The organism is Rothia nasimurium, from assembly GCF_014217215.1.
GTDB lineage: Bacteria > Actinomycetota > Actinomycetes > Actinomycetales > Micrococcaceae > Rothia > Rothia avistercoris.
Genome location: NZ_CP056080.1, coordinates 1,077,848 through 1,100,648, shown reverse-complemented (window position 1 = coordinate 1,100,648; position 22,801 = coordinate 1,077,848). Strand labels below are relative to the sequence as shown.

The window sequence follows — 22,801 nt, the reverse complement described above, 5'->3', positions numbered from 1 at the left end:
AAATATCAGTGCCATGTGGGCAAACACTCGCATTTCTTGATACTACCGAAAGATTAGAAAATAACTTATGCCGGACACCACTATATGAACGCTATGACAAGTTTTTATTAAACAGTCGGGTGGTAGGTGCAGTTACGGCTCAAAAAGTTACAGCGGAAAAGCAAGTTCAAGAGTTACGTTGTGCAGCCGAAGCCTCCAGCGCCCGCTCTATTGCCACCTCTGCAACGATGCGCGCGGCGGCGCTATCGCCGGGTACAACGAGCGGTTGGCAGATAGTCAGGCTCTCACCGGCGCCGGGTAGTCTGCCCAGTAGGGTTTGGAAGAAGCCCCGGCCCAGCAGGTAGCTGGAGACATACTCCGCCTGGTTCTCTTCCAGGGCGTCGGCAATTTTTGGTTCAATATTGGCGACAAAGCCATAGGGCACATAGCGGGACAGCAAGGTTGAGAATACCTCGGACTGTAGCATCACTGCTTCGCGACCATCGGGGCGGGATGAGCCAGCGGCGGCCATAACCACATCGTCGTAGCCGTCCCAGCCGGCTTCTTCCAGGCGTTGCCGCTGGAGTTTCGCCAGGGCGGCAGACGGGCCCAAGGCCCGCGCAATGGCAATGTTCTGCACCCCAGAAGCCGCCGCGGCCTCCGCAATATCAACCTGCGTGTGGTAACCGGTCGAGAGCAGGAGCGGAACAATGGTTACCCTATCGAGCGGCTCAAAACCTGCGGCCACTTGGGTGAGCGCCGGTTCTTGAACGTCAACATAGGCCTCGTGCACCGTGAACCCACCGGGTTCTCTTTCATTCAGAACCTCCTGCATCTGCTGGCGTACCAGCTCAATGGAGGCCCTGCCGTCCGGGTTGTCGGTGCCGTGGGAGACTGCAATGATGTGGTGCATTAGATACCTTTGCGAATGACCTTGTACTGGGCGGCCTGGGCGACCGGACGCATGGTGATGTGGTCCAGGTTGATGTGCTGCGGGACGTTCACAGCGAAGGTGACGGTCTGGGCGACGTCCTCAGCCAGCAGGGGCTTCTCAACGCCAGCGTAGACCTTAGCGGCAGCCTCGTCCGACCCCAGGCGGTTGCGGGAGAACTCTTCGGTGTGCACCATGCCGGGGCGTACCTCAATCACGCGCACATTGTGTTCGGCCTCTTCGAGGCGCAGGGTTTCGGTCAGGGCCCGCTCCCCGAACTTGGCGGCATTGTAGCCCGCTCCCCCTTCATAGCCGGCTTCGGCTGCGGTTGAGGTCAGGTTGAGCACGGTACCCTGGCCGTTCTCGCGCAGGGCTGGCAGGAAGGCTTTGACCATATTGAGGGTGCCAATCACGTTGAGCTCAAACATGGCCAACCAGCCAGCGGGGTCAGCGTTAGCTACAGAATCAGCCCCAATAGCACCGCCGGAGATATTAACCAGGGCATCGAGGCGGCCGCCGGTTTCCCCCAGAATCTCCTGGGCGCGGGCAGCTACCGCGTTGGCGTCCGTAATATCGAGGACGACTGGGCGCACCGAGGTGCGCGAGGCAAGTTCTTCGAGGCGGTCGGCGCGGCGGGCCACGGCGTAGACCGTCCAGCCGGTAGCGGCCATCAGTTCGGCGGTAGCACGGCCGATACCTGAGGAGGCACCGGTTACCACAGCGACCTTACCGGCCTGGGCGTCGGGGGCAAAGGGATTAGCGGAAAGTGATGTAGTAGTCATAGCACTAGCCTAACCTGCAACATATTTTTATTCGTGAGAGAATAGGCCACATGGCTGAAATCAACCAGGGCACAGACACGCCCGCAGAACCCACAGTAGACATTACCGTCCCCGCGAAGCCCGGCCTTGAAGGCCTCGAAAAGAAGTTCACGCAGAACTGGGCCGCCAACAAGACCTACGCATTCGACCCCAACACCACCCGCGAGCAGGTCTACTCCATCGATACCCCGCCGCCCACCGCGTCCGGCTCCCTGCACGTCGGTCACATGTTCTCCTACACCCAGACCGACGTTATCGCCCGCTACCAGCGTATGAAGGGCAAGAACGTCTTCTACCCCCTGGGTTGGGACGATAACGGCCTGCCCACCGAACGCCGCGTGCAGAACTACTACGGCGTACTCTGCGACCCGGCTATCCCCTACGACCCCGATTTCAAGGCTCCCGAAAAGCCCGCTAAGAACCAGCGCGACTGGCCCCGCATCTCCCGTCAGAACTTCATCGAGCTGTGCGAGATCCTGGCGGTAGAAGACGAAAAGGTCTTCGAAGAGCTTTTCACCACTCTGGGTCTGTCCGTCGACTGGTCACACACCTACCGCACCATCGACGCCCACTCCCGCAAGGTCTCCCAGCTGGCCTTCCTCAACGACCTTAAGAGCGGCGATGCCTATATGGCAGAGGCCCCCACCATGTGGGACGTCACCTTCCGCACCGCGGTAGCCCAGGCAGAACTTGAAGACAAGGAACGCCCCGGCGCCTACCACCGCATCTCCTTCCACCGAGAGAACGGCGAGAAGGTCTGGATCGAGACCACCCGTCCCGAGCTCCTGCCCTCCTGTGTCGCCCTGGTCGCCCACCCCGACGATGAACGCTACAAGCCCCTCTTCGGCACCAAGGTCACTTCTCCCCTCTTCGGCGTTGAGGTTGAGATTAAGGCTCACCCCCTGGCTCAGCCCGATAAGGGTGCCGGCATTGCCATGATTTGTACCTTTGGTGATACCACCGACGTCACCTGGTGGCGCGAACTGCAGCTGCCTACCCGCGCCCTCATCGGCCGCGACGGCCGCTTCGCCACCGACACCCCCGAGTGGATTACCTCCGCCGAGGGCCGCGAACGCTACGAGCGTATGGCAGGTGCAACCGTCTTCACCGCCCAGAAGACCGTCGTTGAGATGCTGGTCGAAGCCGGTGAAATGGACGGCGACCCCAAGCCCATCACCCACCCTGTCAAGTTCTACGAAAAGGGCGACAAGCCCCTTGAAATCGTGGCCTCCCGCCAGTGGTACATCCGCAACGGTGGCCGTGACGCCGGCCGTCGCGACGCCCTGGTTGAGCGCGGCCGCGAAATCACCTGGCACCCCGCCTTCATGCGCTCCCGCTACGAAAACTGGGTTGAAGGCCTCAACGGTGACTGGCTCATCTCCCGCCAGCGCTTCTTCGGCGTGCCCTTCCCTATCTGGTACAAGCTCGACGCCGACGGCGAACCCAACTACGACGAGCCCATCATCCCCAGTGAAGAGATGCTCCCCGTCGACCCCGCTTCGGACGCCGCCCCCGGCTACACCGAAGACCAGCGCGGCGTGCCCGGCGGCTTCATCGCCGACCCCGACGTCCTCGACACCTGGGCCACCTCGTCCCTGACCCCGCAGATCGCCACCGGCTGGGCCGTGGACGAGAACCTGCACAAGGTCACCTTCCCCATGGATCTGCGCCCCCAGGGCCACGACATCATCCGCACCTGGCTCTTCTCGACCGTGGTACGCTCCAACTCCCTGGAGAACTCCGTGCCCTGGACCGACACCGCCCTTTCAGGCTGGATCCTGGACCCGGACCGCAAGAAGATGTCCAAGTCCAAGGGCAATGTTGTTGTTCCCAACGAGGTTCTGGAAAAGTACGGTTCAGACGCTGTTCGCTACTGGGCCGCCAGCGCCAAGCTGGGTGCCGATACCGCCTACGATGAAGCCCAGATGAAGATTGGTCGCCGTCTGGCCATCAAGCTGCTGAACGCCTCCAAGTTCGTTCTCGGCCTGGGTGCCACCGCCAACTCGGTCATCACCGACCAGGCCGCGGCAGGCGTCCTCACCAACGAGCTCGACCGCTCCCTGCTAGCCCGCCTAGCCGCCCTGGTTGAAGAAGCCACCGCCGCCTTTGAGAACTACGAGTACGCCCGTGCCCTGCAGATCTCAGAGACCTTCTTCTGGCACTTCACCGACGACTTCGTCGAACTCATCAAGGACCGCGCCTACGGCAACGTCGGTGAAGCCGAACAGGCCTCCGTCCTGGCAGCCCTGGCCACCACCCTCGATGCCATGCTGCGTCTCTTCGCCCCCTTCCTGCCCTTCGTCACCGATGAAATCTGGTCGTGGTGGAGAGCAGGCTCCGTGCACCGCGCACCCTGGCCCACCACCGACGGCTTTGCCGCCGCGGTTGCGGACGCCGACCCCGCAGTCCTGCCCACCGTAGCAGCTGCCCTGGGTGGTCTACGCAAGGCCAAGTCAGAGGCCCAGGTCAAGCAGCGCACCGAGGTCGAAACCGCAACCATCACCGGTTCGGCCGAAGACATCACCCGTATTCGCGGCGGTCTCGGCGACCTCAAGGCAGCAGGTAACGCCCGCAACCTCACTCTCACCGAAGCAGAGGGCGAGCTAGCCGTCACTGACGTTGTGCTGATTACCGAAGAAGAGAACTAAAAAGTAAGGCCCGGTTCCAGATTGTCTGGAACTGGGCCTTATCGTGTATTCAGCAGCTGGGCGTTCAGTGCCAGCTCGTTACTATTGTTCGATGTTAAAAATCGGGCCGACGTTGCGGGGGCGCTTAATCTCAAAGAAACCGGGGTAAGAGGCCAGAGCCACAGCGCCGTCGTAGACCTTAGCTGCTTCTTCACCGGTGGGGGCAGGTGACATCACGGGACCAAAGAAGGTCACACCGTTGATGCTCATCAGGGGCACGCCGATGTCATCTCCACCGGCAGAGTCTAGACCTGCACGGGTTGAGGCCCGCATCTGCTCGTCGTATTCCTCGGTAAAGGCAACCTGAGCTAGTTCGGCAGGAAGACCCACCTCAGCCAGGGCAGCTTCGATAGCCTTCTCGAAATAGGTGCCCTCTTTGTTCTTCTGGTGATGAATCTGCTCGCCGAGGGCAGTGTAGAGTTCATCGAGTTTCTCCTGGCCGTACTGTTCTGCCACGGCGGTAGCCACGCGGGCAGGGCCCCAGGTGTTGTCGATGTGCTTGCGGTAGCCCGGGTCAAGGTCGCGACCCTCGTTCAGGACGGCGAGTGAGAAGGGGTGCCAGGTGACGGCAACATCGCGCTGGGTCTCAACCTCTTTAATCCAGCGGGAGGTCATCCAGCACCAGGGGCAGGTAGGGTCAAACCAAAAATCAACGGTATTTTCAGCCACGGGTTGTCCTTTCAAACAGGGGTGGGATACAAGAGCCCGCTGCCAGCGCGCAGAGGCACCGACAGCGGGAAAGACTTTTAGGCAGATTTTTTCTCGGGGGCTTCGAGCACCAGAATAGGGTCCTTCTCCCCCGCCACAACAGCCTCGTCAATAATGACCGAGGTGACGTCTGAGCGACTGGGTACATCGAACATGACCGGCTGCAGAATCGACTCCATAATGGAGCGCAAACCGCGGGCGCCTGTATCTCGCTCAACAGCCTGGCGGGCAATAGCTGCCACGGCGGCGTCCTCAAAAATCAGCTCGACCCCGTCAAGGGCAAACATGCGCTTGTACTGCTTGACCAGGGCGTTCTTAGGCTCGGTCAGAATCCGCTTGAGGTCAGATTCAGTGAGCTTACCCAGGGTTGCCAGCACGGGCAGGCGGCCAATAAATTCAGGAATCAGACCGAACTTAAGCAGGTCCTCAGGCATGAGCTTGGTGAGAATATCGCTCTCTTTAGCGGCCTGGTCAATAGATGCGCCAAAGCCGATGCCCTTGCGGCCCACTCGCCCGCCCACAATCTCTTCGATACCGGCAAAAGCACCGGCGACGATGAAGAGGATATTGGCGGTATTGATCTTGAGGAAGTCCTGCTGGGGGTGCTTCCGCCCGCCCTGCGGGGGCACAGCTGCCTCGGTGCCCTCAAGAATCTTGAGCAGGGCCTGCTGCACACCCTCACCCGATACGTCTCGGGTGATGGAGGGGTTGTCGGCCTTGCGGGAAATCTTATCGATTTCGTCGATATAAATAATGCCGCGCTGGGCCTTTTCAATATCGCCGTCAGCAGCCTGGATGAGCTTGAGCAGGATATTTTCAACGTCCTCGCCCACGTAGCCGGCCTCGGTCAGGCTGGTGGCGTCGGCAACGGCAAAAGGTACGTTGAGTTTCTTAGCCAGGGTCTGGGCCAGGTAGGTCTTACCCGAGCCGGTGGGGCCAACCAAGAGAATATTAGACTTGGCAATCTCTACGTCTTCGCCCTCGGTCGCCAAAAGCTCCTTGGCCTCAAAGGCAGGGCTCTGCTGGGCCCGAATACGCTTGTAGTGGTTGTAAACGGCAACAGATAGAGCACGCTTGGCGGCCTCCTGGCCAATCACGTACTCCTGCATGTGGTCAAAGATTTCACGCGGGGTGGGGAGCTCTTCAACGGCACCCAAATCTTTCACATCGGCGAGCTCTTCTTCGAGAATCTCGTTGCACAGTTCAATGCATTCATCGCAGATGTAAATGTTGGGGCCGGCGATCAGTTTACGAACCTGTCGCTGGTTCTTCCCACAAAATGAGCATTTGGGAAGAGTGGTGCTATCGCCTAGGCGAGCCATAGACCCTACCTTTCCTTGGGTTCCTCTACCTAATCTACCGTGAAAACCTGCCTAGCCCAACACGTGACGGTTCAAGCAAGGTTACGTCTTTATGACTTAACAGTTGAATCGGGCGGGCTATTCCTTCTCTATCGCTTGGCGGACAGAAGGACGCCGCCCCTGCCCTTCCCTGCCTTGGGGCAGGTGGGGCGGGAGGCGGCGTCCACACCGGGTCTAAACGTGAGCCGTGCTTAGTCGTGCTTCTCGGCGGTGTTGAAGGAGGGCTTGACGGCCTTACGGGATTCAAGCACCTGGTCAACGATGCCGTATTCAAGGGCACCCTTGGCGGTGAGGATGTTATCGCGCTCGATGGACTTATCAACCTCTTCAAAGGTCTTTCCGGAGTGCAGGGCAAGGGTCTGTGCGGTCCACTCACGCATACGCATAACCTCGTTAGCGTGGATCTCGATATCAGAAGCCTGGCCACCCTGCTGACCCGAGAGGGCGGGCTGGTGAATCAGCACGCGGGCGTTGGGCAGGGCAAGGCGCTTACCGGGGGTACCGGCTGCCAGAAGGACGGCGGCAGCTGAGGCAGCCTGCCCCAGGCAGACGGTCTGGATTTCGGGGCGGATGTACTGCATGGTGTCGTAGATAGCAGTCATCGCGGTGAAGGAGCCACCGGGTGAGTTGATGTAGAGGGTGATGTCGCGGTCGGGGTCCTGGGACTCAAGCACCAGCAGCTGGGCCATGATGTCGTCAGCTGAGGCGTCGTCGACCTGCACGCCCAGGAAGATGATGCGGTCTTCAAAGAGCTTTGCGTAGGGGTCCTGGCGCTTGTAGCCGTAGGGGGTGCGCTCTTCGAAGTTAGGAAGCACGTAGCGGTCGGTGGGCATACCGGCAGGTGCGGTTGATGAAGGAAGATGAATCATTCGTTTCTCCTGTAAAAAGTTCTGTGCCGGTTTACTTGTCGGTGGCGCTGGTAGCCGGGCCGATCTTGTCGAGAATCTTGTCGAAGAAGCCGTAGGCCAGGCCTTCTTCGGCGGTGAACCAGTTATCGCGGTCGTTATCGCGCAGGATGGTTTCAACGGTCTGGCCGGTGCGCTCTGCGGTGATTTCACTCAGGCGCTTCTTCATGTCGAGAATCAGCTGGGCCTGGGTGCGGATATCGGAGGCAGTGCCGCCGATGCCACCGGAGGGCTGGTGCATGAGGATGCGAGCGTTGGGGGTGGCGTAGCGCTTACCGGGAGCGCCTGCGGTGAGCAGGAACTGGCCCATGGAAGCTGCCATACCGGTTACCACGGTGACCACGTCGTTGGGGATCAGCTGCATGGTGTCGTAGATTGCCATGCCCGCGGTGACGGAGCCACCAGGTGAGTTGATGTAGAGGTAGATATCTGCCCCGGGGTCTTCAGCTGAGAGCAGCAGGAGCTGGGAGCAGATACGGTTGGCGTTGGAGTCGCGCACCTCGGAGCCCAGCCAGATGATGCGTTCCTTGAGCAGGCGGTTGTAGACGTAGTCGTCCTGGCCGCCCATAGGGGTTTCCATGGCGGGGGCCTGGTGTGCTTCAGGGGTGAAGGACATGTGTTCCGCTCCTTGTGTCGGTTGCAGCACCCGCGCGGACGCCGGTGCCAAAGATTTGCTTGACACTTAGGTTATCGCTTTTGGGGTTCCAAAAATTGCCTTTTGCCCTTCAGTTCGCTGTTGGCATGTGCCCGCTACGCTGTGAGCAAGAGCGAGCGGGCACGGGGCCTAGTGGTAGCAGGCGATGGGCCCATTGGGACCCTGAATCACCTGGATGGGGGTATTGAAGATATCGGTGAGCAGGTCATCTTGCATGATCTCTGCAACGGTTCCGAAGCGGGCTAGCTTGCCGTCCTTGATAGCGCAGATGTAGTCGGCGTAGCGGGCGGCGAAATTGATGTCGTGCAGCACCACGATGATGGTGCGGCCCAGGGAGCGGGCGGCGTTGTGCAGGTGCTGCATCATCTGTACGGAGTGGGAGATGTCGAGGTTATTGAGGGGCTCATCAAGAAGTACGTAGTCGGTTTCCTGGCAGAGCACCATGGCTACGTAGGCCCGCTGCCGCTGGCCACCTGAGAGTTCATCAAGGTAGCGGTTTTCGAGGGTGGTGAGGTTGAGGAAGTCGATGTAACGAGAAATAATCTCTTCATCTTCAGCGGTGAGTCGGCCCCCGGTGTAGGGGAAGCGCCCGAAACCCACCAGCTGGCGCACGGTGAGTTTGGTGACGAAGTGGTTTTCCTGCCGCAGAATCGAGACGACTTTGGCCAGGTCTTTGGACTTGGTGGTGGCCACATTCAGGCCACCGATTTCGATGGTGCCTGCGTCAATATCGAGGAGACGGCCCACCATCGTGAGCAGGGTGGACTTGCCGGCACCGTTAGGGCCGACCAGGGCGGTGATTCCGCCTGCGGGCAGCTGAACATCGACTGGGCCGATGTTGGTTTCACCGGAGTAGCTTTTAGCAACCTGGTGGAGGGTGATCATAGTTTGCCCTTTCGAAGAATCACGATCAGGAAGGTGAGGCCACCGATGAGCTCGATAATAATGCCTACCACGCCCTGGGCTGAGAAGATGTGGTTCATGATGAAGTAGGAGACCGCCAGAATGGCAAAGGAGAGCACGGTTGCCATGGGGAAGAGGTAGCGGTGGTCGTAAGTGTCGGCGAACTGGTAGGTGAGGGTCGCTACCAAGAAGCCGAGGAAGGTCAGCGGGCCGACCAGGGCGGTGGAGACCGCCATCATGATGGCGACGATAACCAACACGATAATGGATTCGCGGCGGTGGTTGATTCCCAGGTTGGTAGCCGCGGGTGCGCCCAGGGAGAGGGCGTTGAGGGTGCGGGATTTTGCGTAGAGTACCGCAACGCTCAGGACGACCAGGGGCAGGGCTACCGGGTAGTAGGCGGGGTCGGCGTTGTTGACCGAGGCAAAGAGGCGGGCGGTCAGGATATCAAACTCGCTGGGGGTCAGCATGCGCTGCATGAAGGTTGAGACAGACCCCAGTCCCCCACCCAGTACCACACCGACCAGGAGCATGACGTGCATGTTGGCCCGTTTACCGGTCAGCAGCCAGGAGTAGAGCAAGAGGCTCAGAGCCACCATCATGACCAGCTGGAAAATAAAGGTGTCGAGGGTGCGGGCAGCAATCAGTCCGGCTGCCCCGGCGAAATAGATGGTTGCCGTGTGAATCGCGGCGTAGAGGGCCTGAAAGCCCAGAATACCGGGGGTAATGATGCGGTTGTTGGTCACCGTCTGAAAAGCCACCGTTGCCACAGCCTGGCAGACAGCCGCTACAGCCATCGCAATCAGGGCGTTTGAGCGGCGTTCAGCAATGAGCCACCACTTGTGAGTACCGGTCTCAAAGGGGTTAGCGTAGGCCAAGAGCCCAAAGGCTGCCAGCGCAGCGGCAGCGGTGAGCACTGCCAGGAGCACCCAGTAGGTGCGGGCAGCAGCCGGGGTCTTGAAAGCCCCAGCGCTACGGGAGGTGCCTGCCCTGCGGGAGGCTGGGCGGACGTCCGCACCGGCGCTCATCTCGGGCAGAGCGGACGCACTCACCCGGCTTTCTTTACTTGCCTGCTGATACACGGGGCCGCCCCTTCACAATCAGACCAATAAAAACAAGAGCACCCACGATACCCAGAATCACCGACACCGGGATTTCGAAGGGGGCGATAATAGTGCGCCCGATCAGGTCGCAGACAGTCACAACCCCGATACCGGTCAGGGCAACCCAGGGCAGGTTAGAGCGCAGGTCATCGCCGCGGAACATGCTGACGATGTTGGGAACAATTAGTCCCAAGAAGGGCAGGGCCCCGACCACCACGGTCACCACACCGGTGGCGATAGCAATCAGGGCGGTACCTACCAGCATAATCTGGGCGTAGTTGAGCCCTACGTTCGTGGCAAATTCCTGGCCCAGACCGGCAACGGTCAGGCGGTCGGCATACCAGAAAATGACGGCGACCACCAGAAGCACCAGCCAGAGCACCTCGTACTGCCCCTTAATCACAGACGTAAAACTGCCCGCAAACCACACACCAAGGTTCTGCAGCAGGTTGGTCTGGAGGGCAAAGAAGGTGGTAAAGGCCGAGACAACGGCACCGAGCATCATGCCCACAATGGGAACAATCAGGGATGACCTGAGTGAAACCCTGCGCAGGAAGAGGAAAAAGACCATCGACCCGATAAAAGCAAAGACGATTGCCGCCGTCATCTGCTGCAAGAGGTTTGCTGCCGGGAAGAAATAGAGCATAAAGAGCAGGCCCAGACTTGCCCATTCGGTGGTACCGGTGGTGGTAGGTTCCACGAACTTGTTTTGGGTCAGCATCTGCATCACCAGCCCGCACATGGCCATGGCTGCCCCGGCCAGCACCAGGGCAATGGTTCGAGGTATGCGGGTGATAGCAAACATGGCAGCGCCATCAGCCTTGTTGAAGATGTCGTACTCCCCAGTGAACAAGGAGAGCACGAGCAGGGCAACAATTCCCAGGCTGGCTAGCAGGAATTTGCCGCTGACCGGGGAGTTCCTGGTGCGGCTAACTCGGGTGTTTTCGGTGGTCGTCATAAAAGCCCTCAAGGAGTCACCCCGCCACGAGGGCAGGATGACTCCTTTTTCATCGGTTATAGGGTCTCAGCCGGTGCCTTACTTGGCGGCTTCGAACTTATCGGCAAAATCGTTGAGGATCTCGGTGTAGGTGATGATGGATTCGTTGGTGTAGGTATCAGCCGGAGCGTAGGCAATCTGATCCTTGGTGATTGCGGTGACGTTGGCCAGGGCTGAGCTACCGGCGATGACGTCTGCGGCAGCGGGTGAACCTTCATCGGTGCTGGTGCCAGCATCGCGGTCAAGAACCAGCAGCCAGTCGGGGTTGGCTTCTGCGATAGCCTCAACCGAGATATCGTCACCCTGGTGGTTGTCAGAGGAGCCTTCAACTTCGAGGGCGGGCTTGAGGCCCAGCATGTCGAAGACGGGGCCGTAGGTGCGGCCGATGGAGGGGGCAATGTAGCCAATTTCTCCGCCGGAGACATTGACGGCCATGACGGTGGATTCGCCGTCGTAGGCGGCCTTAGCGCGGGCTAGAGCAGCGTCGAAGTCTGCGATGAGCTGGTCGGCCTCAGCCTGCTTGCCGAAGACCTCGCCCAGTACGGTGACCTGGCGCTTGAGCTCTTCATCAAGGGGCTGGCCCTCGCGGGGTTCAAGTTCAAGAATGGCGGCCTGGGGGTTCAGTTCCTTGATGGCATCGTAGTGCTGGGAGAAGCGCTGACCGTTGACGATCAGGTCGGGCTCTTCAGCAGCGAGCAGTTCAAGGTTAGGCTCGCGGTGGGTTCCGATATCGGTGATAGAGGAGTCGTTCTTGTAGGTCTCGACGGTTGCAGGAATCAGGGTGATGGGGGCTGCAACCAGATCGATACCCCAGGACTCGAGAACCTCAAAGGTGCGGTTATCGGTTGCGGCAACCTTCTGAGGGGGAACGGTCACGGTGACCTCACCATAGTTATCGGTGACGGTAACGGTGCCAGCTGACTGGCTGGCAGAAGCTGAGGTGGACGCGCTGGATTCAGAGGATGCGTCGGTGGTGCCCGCGCCACAGGCGGTGAGCGCCAGTGCTACAACGGAGGTGGCTGCGAGCAGGGAGATACGGTTTGCCTTCACGGGTTTTCCTATATCTGTTCGTGGTGTGTACTTGGTAGGCCTCAACAGCTTGTAAGGCTTGACTTACCTAAGATTAGTTAGCCCCACCTTACTTATCAACCCAGAAACCCCTATTACAGAATATTTTTTTAACTTATTTACCGAATTTGACGTCTAATCACCCAGGTCACCTTCTTTCAAACAGCGGACGTCGGCACCCGCGTCCGCCTCTTCCCACGGGTTTTCCCCGCAGGCAGCACAAAGCCCCCGCAAGAACCCAATCAGGGTCTTGCGGGGGCTTGCGCTAGATAAGCTTAGAGCCTCAAGAGGCAAGAACTTATTCGGCGTCTGTGGTTTCACCCAGGAAGGATGAGAGGTCAACGGCCTTACCGTCGGCGTCCTTAACCTCAGCCTGAGCCAGAACAGCTGCCAGAGCCTTTGAACGGCGAACCTCGCCAACAATCATGCCGGACTGGCCTGAGCCGTCGAGCATCTGAGCGAACTGGTTGGGGTCCATGCCGTACTGCTGGCTCATGGTGATGATGTAATCGATGAGCTCAGCCTGCTCGACAGATACTTCTTCCTTCTCAGCAATAGCGTCGAGGATGATTTCGTTCTTGAAAGCACGCTCGGTGTTCTCGCGAACCTCTGCGCGGTGCTCTTCGGTGTCGTGGTCATCGTCCTGGCCGGGAGCGTTGAAGTGCTGAGCCAGCTGGTCTTCGATAACCTTCTCGGGAACGGGGATTTCAACCAGTTCAACCAGAGCATCAAGAACCTTGTCGCGTGCTTCTGCACCCTGCTCGGCAACCTTGGAATCAGCAGCCTGCTTCTTCAGGTCCTCCTTCAGTTCAGCAATGGTATCGAACTCTGAAGCCAGCTGAGCGAAGTCATCGTCAGCATCAGGCAGCTCGCGCTCCTTCACAGCGGTGACCTCGACCTTAACGGTTGCTTCTTCACCTGCGTGCTCGCCACCGGCAAGCTTGGTGACAAAGGTGGCGTCCTCACCAGCGGAGAGACCGAGAACAGCCTCGTCCAGACCGTCCAGCATAGTGCCGGAGCCAACCTGGTAGGACAGGTCGTTAGCGGCATCAACCTCTTCACCGTCAATCTCAGCGGCGATGTTGATGGTCAGGAAGTCTTCGTCAGCTGCGGGACGGCCAACAGCCTTCAGGGTGCCGAAGCGGCCGCGCAGGGCATCGAGTGCCTTCTGCTCGTCTTCTTCGGTGACCTCTACGCTTGCAACCTCAACCTTGATGCCTGAGTAGTCAGGCAGTTCAATCTCGGGGCGGACGGTAACCTCAATGGTCAGCTTCACGTCAGCTTCACGGTTGCCCTCTTCAGGCTTAGAAACGATGTCGAGCTCGGGCTGTGCCAGGGGAATCAGCTCGTTCTCAGCGAGAGCCTGTGAATAGTAGCTGTTCAGAGCATCGTTCAGAGCGTTCTCGACAACAAAGTCAAAGCCTGCACGCTGATCGATGAGAGCCTTGGGGGTCTTACCCTTACGGAAACCGGGAACCGAAATCTGGTTAGCCAGTGACTTGTAGGTACGGTCAAGGTAGGTCTTGAACTCAGCGAAGGGAACCTCGACCTCAATCTTTGCGAGGGTCGGGTTGATCTTCTCGACGGCAGTCTTCACGTCCGTTGATCTCCTGATAACTTGATTGGAACCGCCACCCGGAAAAGAGTGGGGCTAGATATAACGTTCTATAGAAAAACCCGCCGTTTCCGGCGGGTCGTTCTATTTCACGTCGGGGTGACAGGATTCGAACCTGCGATCTCCTGCTCCCAAAGCAGGCGCGTTAGCCAAGCTACGCCACACCCCGATTTGCGCGGAAGGCACCACCCAGTTTAGCGGTTCCAGCTCCCAAAACCTAACTCACTCCCCGATTACGCCCAGGGCGTGTTGGGAAACGCCGACCATCAATTTGATTTGACAAGGGCCCACTCAACCAGGTTTACTGGAACACGTCCACAACACTGGGCACCCCATTCGGGGATGTAGCTTAATGGTAAAGCCTCAGTCTTCCAAACTGATTACGCGGGTTCGATTCCCGTCATCCCCTCTCACGCGGCTGTAGCTCAATGGTAGAGCGCACGCTTCCCAAGCCTGATACGCGGGTTCGATTCCCGTCAGCCGCTCGCTATCGCTCGGGACTGGCGGAAGTCATTCCAGCACCTCTTAAGTGCTCGCGCACTCGCACCCGGTGCTTCCATCCCGTCAGCCGCTCGCTATCGCTCGGGACTGGCGGAAGTCATTCCAGCACCTCTTAAGTGCTCGCGCACTCGCACCCGGTGCTTCCATCCCGTCAGCCGCTCGCTATCGCTCGGGACTGGCGGAAGTCATTCCAGCACCTCTTAAGTGCTCGCGCACTCGCACCCGGTGCTTCCATCCGTCAGTCACTCGCTTCACGGTCACTCTTCGGAGTGACCGTTTTTGCTTCCCTAGAAAAAACGGCGAGCAACAGGAGCAGGCGCGTCCAACAGCTCCACTAGGTCGCGCACCTTCACTGTACCCCGCGGCAACTTCTGACCGCGGCGATGCCGATTAACCCAGGCAGCCTGCAGGCCCGCCCGAGCCGGGGCGGCGACGTCCGCGATATAGTTATCACCCACGTGCACCGCAAAAGTCGGGTCTACCTCCAGCTGGACACATACAAACCGGAATAGGTAGGGGTCGGGCTTACTCATGCCCACCTGCTCCGACGAAAACAGGGGCATATCGTGCAGACCAATAGCGTCAAGCTTCTTCTGCTCAGTCAGTTGAGAACCGTTAGAAATCACCGCCACCTGCAGATGCCCAAACCTGCAGCCGAACTCCTCAAAAAACCGATCAACCTCAGCAAAAGGAGCCCAAGCCTTACGGGTTTCCTCCTGTAGGGTCGCCAAAAACTTCTGAGCCCGGTCAGTGCTCTGCTGCTCCCCCGTCATCAGGTGCAAGAGACTCGACGTGCGAAACAGGCGATTTTCATCAAAAACCTGCTCTCCTGCCAAATGGCGCTGAAAATCCTCACGCTGAATATCGGCCCACGCCTGGAAGTAGCTCTGGGTGTCATCAATCTCCCCCTCAAATCCAAACTCCCGAACAGCCCGGTTAAAACCCATCGCGGTTGCTGTATCGCTATCGAGCAGGGTGCCATCTAGGTCGAAAAGCACCAGGTGAGCCTGCCCTAGCAAGTGTCCGGTATCGCGCATAGTAGCCCTTCGATGTCATGATGGCGTTTAACTCTTCACCAGCATATATGTTGGCCCCTATCATTAGAGGGACACCCCACCGTCAACTGCAACGCCAGACGGCGCCGCCCGCTGCGATAACGGGGTGCACTGGTTTGCGCTAAGCAACTTCATCAAGGACTTCAGCGGGTAAATAACTCACAGGTCGGCTACTACCCTAACCTTTGAATCAGCTGCTCTTCCCCTAGGATTGGAATAGACACTCACATTTTTGACCACAAGGTTGATTTCTTCATGGCTTTAGCACCCCTATCTGCTCGATTCATTCCGGTGAGCGCCCTGCTCGCTACCGGCGTCCTAGCACTTGCAGGCTGCGGGAGCAGCCAGACCACCGCTACCCCCGCTGAAACCGACGTTAGCGCCGCAAGCAGTGCGACCACTGCCCCGTCCGAAAGTAGCGCCCCCAGCCCCACCGCTGAGCCAACAACAGAAACTGCCAGCGCAGAACCTTCTGCGGTTGAGACCGCTGCGCAGTCCCCTAGCGCCACGGCTCTGACTCCCCCGGTCAACGACGGTTTTACCATCGACCCGGTTTCTCTGGTGACCACCGATCTCGTCACTGGAACCCCGGTGGCTGACGTAGCAGCTTATAGTTTTGCGGCTGCCGACCAGCCCTCTGTCGTTTTCCAGACCCCAGACCCCCAGATAGCCTGCCTGATGCAGACCTACGGGGTATTTTGCATGACCGATGACTCAAAGAACTGGGTCTTGCAATCGGTATCAATGGGGCCAGGTGATACCCAGCCCCGCACGGTGCAGGCCCGCGGGCGTGCTGCCACCCACGACTGGTTCAAGACCAACACGGTACTGCCCGAGGGGCAGTCCATCAGCTGGATGGGCATGACCTGCACGACTACCGGACCAGTGAGCGTACAGTGCAACGACGGTACCACCGGTTTTAATCTCTCTGACCTGACAGACCGCTAGCGCATATCAACGAGAACAGCCCCCGGTAATCACCGGGGGTCTTATGTGTATCGTTTGACCGTGTAGCTAGGCTAGTTATCTAGTGCTGGCAGCCCGGGCACCAGTAGAGCTTACGACCGGCAACTTCTTCCATCGCAATAGTTGCCCCGCAGCGGGGGCATGCCTGGCCCTGGCGGTGGTACACGTAGTTAGCGTGATCCGGCCAGGCCTCGGTTTCCGGGATGCCGGGCCTGTCGGCGGGCTCAGTGGTGATGATGCGACCTACGCGCACGCCGATTTCCAGTAGGTGCTTGTTATCGTTCCAGAGAGCTTCAAGTTGCTGTCGGCTGCATTCTTTAGCCGGAGTAAAGGGGTCGATACCGGTGCGGTAGAGGGATTCTGCGCGGAAGATGTTTCCTACCCCCGAGATGGCCTTCTGGTCCATAAGAACCACACCGATAGGCCGACTGGTCTTGACCGCCGCAGCGTAGAAGGCAGCCGGGTCGGCGTCCTGGTTAAGGGGGTCGGGGCCCAGTTTTGCGCGCACTTCCCCCACTTCCTCAGGAGTGAGGGTTCGGCAGATGGTGGGTCCCACCAGGTCTGCCCAGCCGTGCTCTGAAACCAGGCGGACGCGGGTGGTCGGCCGGGGTGCAGGAGGTTCAGCTGAGAGTTCGGTACGGTGGTCCACTTGCTCACCAATTTTACGGGGAGCACCAATCGAGGAGGACCCCGTAAAGTGCTCATCTCCTCCGAAGGTGAAGGCACCGTAGATTCCCAGGTGGACGTTGAGGTAGAGCTCGTTGGAGAAACGGGCGAAGAGGTGCTTACCGTGGGCGAAAGCCGAGTCGAAGGTATGACCGTCGAGTAGGGCTGCGCCGTCCGCAAATCTTCCCTGGGGGCTGGTGACCGCCAGCTGGGCACCGGCAAAAACGTCGGTGAGCTGGCGGGCCAGGCGGTGGATTGAGTGCCCTTCTGGCATTAGTTCTCGTAGCTGTCGATCTGCTTACCGGCGATTGCGCCGGTCTGCTCGTATTCGGCCATCTGACTGATACGGCGGGCGTGGCGCTCTTCATTGGTCCACTCGGTGGTGAGGAAGACCTTGATGATCTCGAGCGCTTCTTCCTTGGTGTGCTGGCGTCCGCCCACTGCAACGACCTGGGCGTTGTTGTGTTCGCGGGCCAGGGCTGCGGTGTCGTGATTCCAGGCCAGAGCAGCACGGATGCCTTCAACCTTGTTAGCGGCCATCTGCTCACCGTTGCCGGAGCCACCCAGCACAATGCCCAGGGAGTCTAAGCCTGCTGCGCGGTCTGCGCGGACGGCGAGCGCCGCATTGATGCAGAAGCTAGGGTAGTCGTCGAGGGCGTCGTATTCAGCGGGGCCGTGGTCGACCATCTCGTAGCCGGCCTCGGTGAGTGCTTCGATGAGGTAGTGGCTAAGTTCTAGGCCTGCGTGGTCGGTTGCGATGTGTACACGCACGGTGTCTCCTTTGGTCGTGGTGGGTGGGGGCCGGTTGACCGCACTGAAATTTAGTTATGTGAATCACTGGCAAGCACATAGAATTGGGAAGGTATGTGCTGTGTATTGCCCTATATACGATTGTAGGTCACGTGCAGCTCCCCTGTGGCTTGTTTTCTGTGGTTTGCAGATTAGCTGGCCTCTAACTTCAGATTTGATTGACAAGGATTCCTCATGCCTGGAATGAATTTGACCCGTGCCGAAGCTGAGAAGAGAGCGTCTGTGGTTCAGCGTGTGCATTCGTACACGGTTGAGCTTGATCTAACGCGCGGTGAGCGGGTCTTTGGTTCTCGTACGGTGGTGCGTTTTGATGCGGTTGCCGGGAGTGAAACCTTTATCGATGCGATTACCGATACGGTGCACAGTATTGAACTCAATGGTGAGCCGGTGCCGGTGACCGCTGCTGACGGTGTTCGTATTGCCCTGCCGGCGCTGGCTGAGAGCAATGAGCTGGTGATTGATGCCGATATGCTCTACACCAATACTGGTGAGGGTTTGCACCGCTTTGTGGACCCGGTAGACGGCGAGGTTTACCTCTACTCCCAGTTTGAGGTTCCTGATTCCCGCCGTGTTTACCCGGTTTTTGAGCAGCCTGATTTGAAGGCTGAGTTTGAGTTTATTGTGACTGCCCCTGCCCACTGGGTCGTGGTGTCTAACCAGCCTGAGACTTCTGTTGAAGAAGTGGCGGACGGCAAGAAGTGGGCTTTTGCGCCTACCCCGCGTATCTCGTCCTACATCACCGCAATTATTGCCGGCCCCTATGCTAGCGTGCATTCCTCACTCACCAACAGTGAGGGTCGTGAGGTGAAGCTGGGCTGCTACGCCCGTCAGTCCCTGATGAAGTATCTGGATGCCGATGAGGTCTTCCACATCACCCGCCAGGGGTTTGAGTTCTTTGAAGAGCAGTTCTCAACCCCCTACCCCTTTGAGAAGTACGACCAGCTCTTTGTGCCCGAGTTTAACGCCGGTGCTATGGAGAATGCCGGTGCTGTGACCTTCTTGGAGAACTACATTTTCCGGTCTAAGGTGACCGAGGCGATTGTTGAGCGCCGCGCTATCACCATTTTGCACGAGCTGGCTCACATGTGGTTTGGCGACCTGGTGACCATGAAGTGGTGGAACGACCTGTGGCTCAACGAGTCTTTCGCTGAGTTCATGTCGACTCTGGCAGCTGCTGAGAACACCCGCTTTGCACCGGAGGCCTGGGCTACCTTCGCAGCTTCAGAAAAGACCTGGGCCTACAACCAGGATCAGCTCTCATCTACCCACCCCATTGTTGCCCCGATCCGTGACCTGCAGGATGTTCAGGTCAACTTCGACGGCATCACCTACGCTAAGGGCGCCTCTGTGCTGCGTCAGCTGGTGGCATGGGTAGGGCAGGATAACTTTATGGCCGCCCTCAAGGTCTACTTCGAGAAGCATGCCTACGGCAACACCGTGCTCGATGACCTGCTCGATGAGCTGGAGGCGACCAGCGGACGCGACGTGCGCGCCTGGTCTAAGCTCTGGCTGGAGACCGCCGGGGTCAACACCCTCACCACCGAGGTCGAAGAGGCAGAGGACGGCACCATTACCCGCCTGGCCCTGCGCCAGACCTACGCTGAGGGCTTTGAGACCCTGCGCCCCCACCGTCTGGTCATTGGTTTCTACAATCTCGACGGTGAGGTGCTCACCCGCACCGACCGCCTAGAAATCGATGTGGATGGCGAGGTTACCGAGGTTCCCCTGGCCGTTGGCGCCAAGCGCCCCGATTTGATTCTGGTGAACGACGAAGATTTGGCCTACGCCAAGATTCGCCTGGATGAGCGCTCTCGTGCTACCGCCGTTGCCCACCTGGGTGCCATTGACTCATCCGTTGCCCGTGGCGTGGTCTGGGGTTCGCTCTGGGATACCGTGCGCGATGCCGAAATGCCCGCCCGCCAGTTTGTTGAGCTGGTTCTGGGTAATATCGGGGCAGAGACTAACTCCACCGCCGTCCGCACCCAGCTTCTCAACCTTGAGAACACCCTGCGCGCCTACCTGAACCCCGCCCACGCTGAGGCTGTTCGGGCTGAGGCCGCTGACCGTATCTGGCAGCTGGCTCAGGCAGCTGAAGCCGGTTCTGATAATCAGTTCCAGCTTGTAGGCACCTTCGCCCGCCTGGCCCACACCTCAGACCAGCTCGATGCTGTAGCTGCCCTTCGCGATGGTACTACCGTTCTAGAAGGTTTGGAGATTGATACCGACCTGCGCTGGAACCTGCTGGGATCTCTTGCTGCGGGCGGACGCGTTACCGCAGCAGAGATTGACGCTGCCCTAGCTGAGGACAACACCTCCAACGGCCAGCAAGCTGCTGCCACCGCTAAGGCTGCTATCCCCACCGCTGAGGCCAAGGCAGCGACCTGGCGGGCTGTGGTGGAAACCGGCGAGCTCTCTAACATCGTGCAGCGCTCTGCTATTCTCGGCTTCTACCGCGGTGCCCCCGAGTTCTCAGAGCCCTACATCGACCGTTACTTCGAGGCTGTTGAGGGGGTCTGGCGCGAGCGCTCCCACGAGATCTCAAGCCAGATTATCGGCGGGCTCTTCCCCCGCTTCTACACTCAGGAGGTCCTGGACAAGGCCGAGGCCTACCTGGCTGGCCTGCCCGAGGACGCCGCGGCCCTCAAGCGTCAGGTAGCAGAAGGACGCGACTCCCTGGCTCGCGCGCTGAAGGTTCAGGCCGCAGACCGCTAGGTTCTAAGCCATGAGGTAACTGCAGACGATAAGGGGCGGGAGTAGACTGGTGGGTATGAATTTACCCAACCCAGCCTTCCGCCCCTTATCTGCGCCCGGCGAGGCCAGCGTCCAGGCCTCACCCGCGACCGAAGCGGTCGATGAGCGTTCTTTCTACTACCAGGTGGGCGGGCGACCGGTTTTTGAGAAGCTCTGCCGCGAGTTCTACTCCCGTGTAGCAGCTGACCCAGAATTTCGTGCCATGTACCCCGAGGAAGACCTGGGGCCGGCAGAGCGTCGGCTCTTTATGTTCTTGGAGCAGTACTGGGGCGGGCCCAAGACCTACCAGGCAGAGCGCGGCCACCCGCGTCTGCGTATGCGCCACACCCCCTTCTATATCGGCCCCAAAGAACGCGATACCTGGCTGAAGTACATGCGGGAGGCCATGGACACCCTAGAGCTAGCTCCCCTGCACGACGCCGAAATGTGGGCCTACTTTGACCGGGCAGCCCACGCCATGCAGAACCGGGCCCAGTAAGCTAAGTTTTAGACTGAGGCAGCCGAGTATACCAGTACGTGCCCTGCCCGGGCCGAGATACGGGCCCAGCGTCCGCTGGCAAAAACGGGCATAGGCTCGGTAGCCCGCGGAGGCAGGAACCCAAGTACCTCAAGGGCAAAAGCAGCCCCGGTGGGTAGGCTCACCGCCGCATCTGGGGCCTGCAGGGGCGAAGACCAGATACGGGAGCGGACGGTTGCCACCACCGCGTGCCCCGGGTTAGCGGGTAGGGCCCCGTCTACCGCGGCAATACCTTCCTGGGCTGCAGCCCGGGCATGGTCAGAGAGGTAAAACCCTTTCTTCTCCCAGCCGCTGCGCGGAGCGGTACGCCCGGCCCAGGGGGCGGTCACGGTAACCGGCGGCAGGGCCAGGGCCAACCCGGCCTCTTCAATACGAGCAAGCCGATCAAGAAGAGCCGACGCTTCAACAGTAAGATCAACCTCGGCAGGCTGGGCCAGTTTGATGGCGCGCAGCCCGATCACCGTAGGCGTCGAATCGAGCAGGGTTTCAGGTGCAAGTACGCACACCGATACCCCCAGCACCTCACCGTTAGCCTGCAGGCGGACGGCAGCCTTGGGATCCACAGAACGGGCCCGGGTCAGATAGGTCGCCAGGTCACGCGCAGTTGTAGCATCGGGCAGGTAAACGTAGTCGGTGTAGTCAGAGAGTTTTGGCTCGGTCATATCACTAGCTTTCAGACGAGTTTGGGCGGTCTAGTTACCCACCACCCTATCGCAGAAACTCATTTGAACTTCCAGTGGGGTGAGAAAAATGGGGCGACCTGTGAGAGAGTGTAACTATGAGTCACGAAACCCTAGAAAGCCTCTCCCCTACCCAAAAATTACTGGCCATGCTCAACCTCACTCCAGGTGGCGCGTCCGCCCACGAGCATGTCTTTAGCGCACTGACCCTCACCAAGGAATCCCCGCGTATTTTCGGCGGGCAGGTGCTCGCCCAGGCTGTTATGGCTGCTGCCCATACGGTCGACGGTAAAACCCTTCACTCCCTACACGGCTATTTTCTGCGCCCCGGTGACGTAGAAGGCGATCTCTCCTACGGGGCCGAGGCCCTCAACGACGCCAGGTCATTTTCCACCCGCAGGGTACAGGCCTACCAGGGTGGGCAACCAATCTTTTCGTGTATTGCTTCTTTTCAGGTGCCTGCTCCTGGGCCAGACCACGGCGCCAGTATGCCGCAGGACGTTCCCGCACCCGAAGGTCTGCCCACCGCAGCGGACCTGCTGGGGCATCTACAGGTCCCCATCGCCCAGAAAGTTGCCTTCTCCCGGCCCTTCGACGTGAGACATGTAACTTCCCCGCTGTATACCACTCCCAGCCAAGAGAAGCAGCCGGTGAATATGGTCTGGTTCAAAACCTTCGAGGCTTTGCCCGATGACCCTGCCCTGCATCAGGCTGCCCTGGCCTACGCATCGGACTACACCCAGCTTGAACCGGTTCTGCGGCAGCACGGCAAGACCTGGCTTGAACCCGGCATGAAGGTGGCGTCGCTGGATCACGCTATATGGTTCCACCGCCCAGCCCGCGCCGATGAGTGGTTGCTGCTGGTTCAGGAGTCCCCCAGCGCCCAGGACTCCCGCGGCCTCTCTGTGGGTAAGGTCTACACCAGCGACGGCCTGCACGTAGCCACCGTAACCCAAGAAGCCATGATTAGGTTACCCGAGTACCGCAATCATTAAACAGGTAAAGAAAATCCCTCCCACCGGTGAAGGTGGGAGGGATTATTAGCTAGCTTATCGCGTCAGCTTGCGGTGATGGAGCATGATTTACCGAGCGCGCGAGGAACCAAAAATCATGCGGAATCGT

Annotated in this window: 20 protein-coding genes and 3 tRNA genes; 7 read left to right on the top strand and 16 right to left on the bottom strand. The window is 59.3% G+C overall.

Annotated elements, in window-relative coordinates; genetic code table 11:
- Positions 1-166: 166 nt before the first annotated feature.
- Complete coding sequence (locus HWU94_RS05155) at positions 167-892, bottom strand: sirohydrochlorin chelatase (RefSeq protein WP_185174592.1); 726 nt, start codon at positions 890-892, stop codon at positions 167-169.
- Entirely contained in the window at positions 892-1,692 is an 801-nt protein-coding gene (locus HWU94_RS05150) for an SDR family oxidoreductase (RefSeq protein ID WP_185174591.1), read from the bottom strand. The genes HWU94_RS05155 and HWU94_RS05150 overlap by 1 nt, the downstream gene beginning before the upstream one ends.
- Positions 1,693-1,742: 50 nt before the next feature.
- Here HWU94_RS05150 and valS point away from each other — a divergent pair, with 50 nt between their 5' ends.
- On the top strand, positions 1,743-4,379 hold the full coding sequence (valS, locus tag HWU94_RS05145) for a valine--tRNA ligase (protein WP_185174590.1): 2,637 nt from the start codon (positions 1,743-1,745) through the stop codon (positions 4,377-4,379).
- An 81-nt stretch (positions 4,380-4,460) separates the two neighbouring features.
- Here the strand turns inward: valS and HWU94_RS05140 are convergent, their stop codons facing one another.
- The 10 genes from HWU94_RS05140 to HWU94_RS05095 form a co-directional block, all read right to left on the bottom strand.
- Positions 4,461-5,087: a DsbA family protein gene (locus HWU94_RS05140; protein WP_185174589.1), complete on the bottom strand. Its 627-nt coding sequence runs from the start codon at positions 5,085-5,087 to the stop codon at positions 4,461-4,463.
- A 77-nt stretch (positions 5,088-5,164) separates the two neighbouring features.
- A complete protein-coding gene (gene clpX, locus HWU94_RS05135; RefSeq protein ID WP_135011138.1) occupies positions 5,165-6,448 on the bottom strand; it encodes an ATP-dependent Clp protease ATP-binding subunit ClpX in 1,284 nt (427 codons plus the stop codon).
- A 230-nt stretch (positions 6,449-6,678) separates the two neighbouring features.
- Entirely contained in the window at positions 6,679-7,356 is a 678-nt protein-coding gene (locus HWU94_RS05130) for an ATP-dependent Clp protease proteolytic subunit (protein WP_185174588.1), read from the bottom strand.
- A gap of 31 nt (positions 7,357-7,387) precedes the next feature.
- The gene (locus tag HWU94_RS05125; RefSeq protein ID WP_280527420.1) at positions 7,388-8,008 is read right to left on the bottom strand and encodes an ATP-dependent Clp protease proteolytic subunit; all 621 of its coding nucleotides are present in this window, start codon (positions 8,006-8,008) and stop codon (positions 7,388-7,390) included.
- 168 nt (positions 8,009-8,176) lie between these two features.
- Positions 8,177-8,932: an ABC transporter ATP-binding protein gene (locus HWU94_RS05120; RefSeq protein ID WP_185174587.1), complete on the bottom strand. Its 756-nt coding sequence runs from the start codon at positions 8,930-8,932 to the stop codon at positions 8,177-8,179.
- Entirely contained in the window at positions 8,929-10,032 is a 1,104-nt protein-coding gene (locus HWU94_RS05115) for an iron chelate uptake ABC transporter family permease subunit (RefSeq protein ID WP_244956032.1), read from the bottom strand. The genes HWU94_RS05120 and HWU94_RS05115 overlap by 4 nt, the downstream gene beginning before the upstream one ends.
- Positions 10,013-11,011 carry an ABC transporter permease gene (locus HWU94_RS05110; protein WP_185174586.1) on the bottom strand — a complete coding sequence of 333 codons (999 nt, stop codon included), beginning with the start codon at positions 11,009-11,011 and terminating at the stop codon, positions 10,013-10,015. The genes HWU94_RS05115 and HWU94_RS05110 overlap by 20 nt, the downstream gene beginning before the upstream one ends.
- A 78-nt stretch (positions 11,012-11,089) precedes the next feature.
- Positions 11,090-12,100, bottom strand: a complete 1,011-nt coding sequence (locus tag HWU94_RS05105; protein WP_185174585.1) for a siderophore ABC transporter substrate-binding protein — start codon at positions 12,098-12,100, stop codon at positions 11,090-11,092.
- 316 nt (positions 12,101-12,416) lie between these two features.
- Complete coding sequence (gene tig, locus HWU94_RS05100; protein WP_185174584.1) at positions 12,417-13,715, bottom strand: trigger factor; 1,299 nt, start codon at positions 13,713-13,715, stop codon at positions 12,417-12,419.
- A 112-nt stretch (positions 13,716-13,827) separates the two neighbouring features.
- Positions 13,828-13,902 (bottom strand) — tRNA-Pro (locus HWU94_RS05095).
- 169 nt (positions 13,903-14,071) lie between these two features.
- On the opposite strand from HWU94_RS05095, the gene HWU94_RS05090 reads away from it, so the two are divergent.
- Both HWU94_RS05090 and HWU94_RS05085 read left to right on the top strand, forming a co-directional pair.
- Positions 14,072-14,142 (top strand) — tRNA-Gly (locus HWU94_RS05090).
- 5 nt (positions 14,143-14,147) lie between these two features.
- Positions 14,148-14,218 (top strand) — tRNA-Gly (locus tag HWU94_RS05085).
- 303 nt (positions 14,219-14,521) lie between these two features.
- Here HWU94_RS05085 and HWU94_RS05080 read toward each other — a convergent pair.
- Positions 14,522-15,271 carry an HAD family hydrolase gene (locus tag HWU94_RS05080; protein WP_185174583.1) on the bottom strand — a complete coding sequence of 250 codons (750 nt, stop codon included), beginning with the start codon at positions 15,269-15,271 and terminating at the stop codon, positions 14,522-14,524.
- Between the two features lie 273 nt (positions 15,272-15,544).
- Between HWU94_RS05080 and HWU94_RS05075 the strand changes: the two genes are divergently transcribed.
- Positions 15,545-16,237: a hypothetical protein gene (locus tag HWU94_RS05075; RefSeq protein WP_185174582.1), complete on the top strand. Its 693-nt coding sequence runs from the start codon at positions 15,545-15,547 to the stop codon at positions 16,235-16,237.
- Between the two features lie 79 nt (positions 16,238-16,316).
- Here the strand turns inward: HWU94_RS05075 and HWU94_RS05070 are convergent, their stop codons facing one another.
- Entirely contained in the window at positions 16,317-17,195 is an 879-nt protein-coding gene (locus HWU94_RS05070; RefSeq protein ID WP_185174581.1) for an Fpg/Nei family DNA glycosylase, read from the bottom strand.
- The gene (locus HWU94_RS05065; protein ID WP_185174580.1) at positions 17,195-17,692 is read right to left on the bottom strand and encodes a ribose-5-phosphate isomerase; all 498 of its coding nucleotides are present in this window, start codon (positions 17,690-17,692) and stop codon (positions 17,195-17,197) included. The genes HWU94_RS05070 and HWU94_RS05065 overlap by 1 nt, the downstream gene beginning before the upstream one ends.
- A gap of 213 nt (positions 17,693-17,905) precedes the next feature.
- On the opposite strand from HWU94_RS05065, the gene pepN reads away from it, so the two are divergent.
- Entirely contained in the window at positions 17,906-20,443 is a 2,538-nt protein-coding gene (pepN, locus tag HWU94_RS05060) for an aminopeptidase N (RefSeq protein ID WP_185174579.1), read from the top strand.
- Positions 20,444-20,498: 55 nt separating this feature from the next.
- Positions 20,499-20,960, top strand: a complete 462-nt coding sequence (locus HWU94_RS05055; protein WP_185174578.1) for a globin — start codon at positions 20,499-20,501, stop codon at positions 20,958-20,960.
- 8 nt (positions 20,961-20,968) lie between these two features.
- On the opposite strand, the gene HWU94_RS05050 is transcribed toward HWU94_RS05055, so the two are convergent.
- Positions 20,969-21,661 (bottom strand): transcriptional regulator, encoded by a 693-nt coding sequence (locus HWU94_RS05050; protein WP_185174577.1) that lies wholly within the window; start codon positions 21,659-21,661, stop codon positions 20,969-20,971.
- A gap of 116 nt (positions 21,662-21,777) precedes the next feature.
- On the opposite strand from HWU94_RS05050, the gene HWU94_RS05045 reads away from it, so the two are divergent.
- Positions 21,778-22,674 (top strand): acyl-CoA thioesterase II, encoded by an 897-nt coding sequence (locus tag HWU94_RS05045; RefSeq protein ID WP_185174576.1) that lies wholly within the window; start codon positions 21,778-21,780, stop codon positions 22,672-22,674.
- The last annotated feature ends 127 nt before the right edge of the window (positions 22,675-22,801 follow it).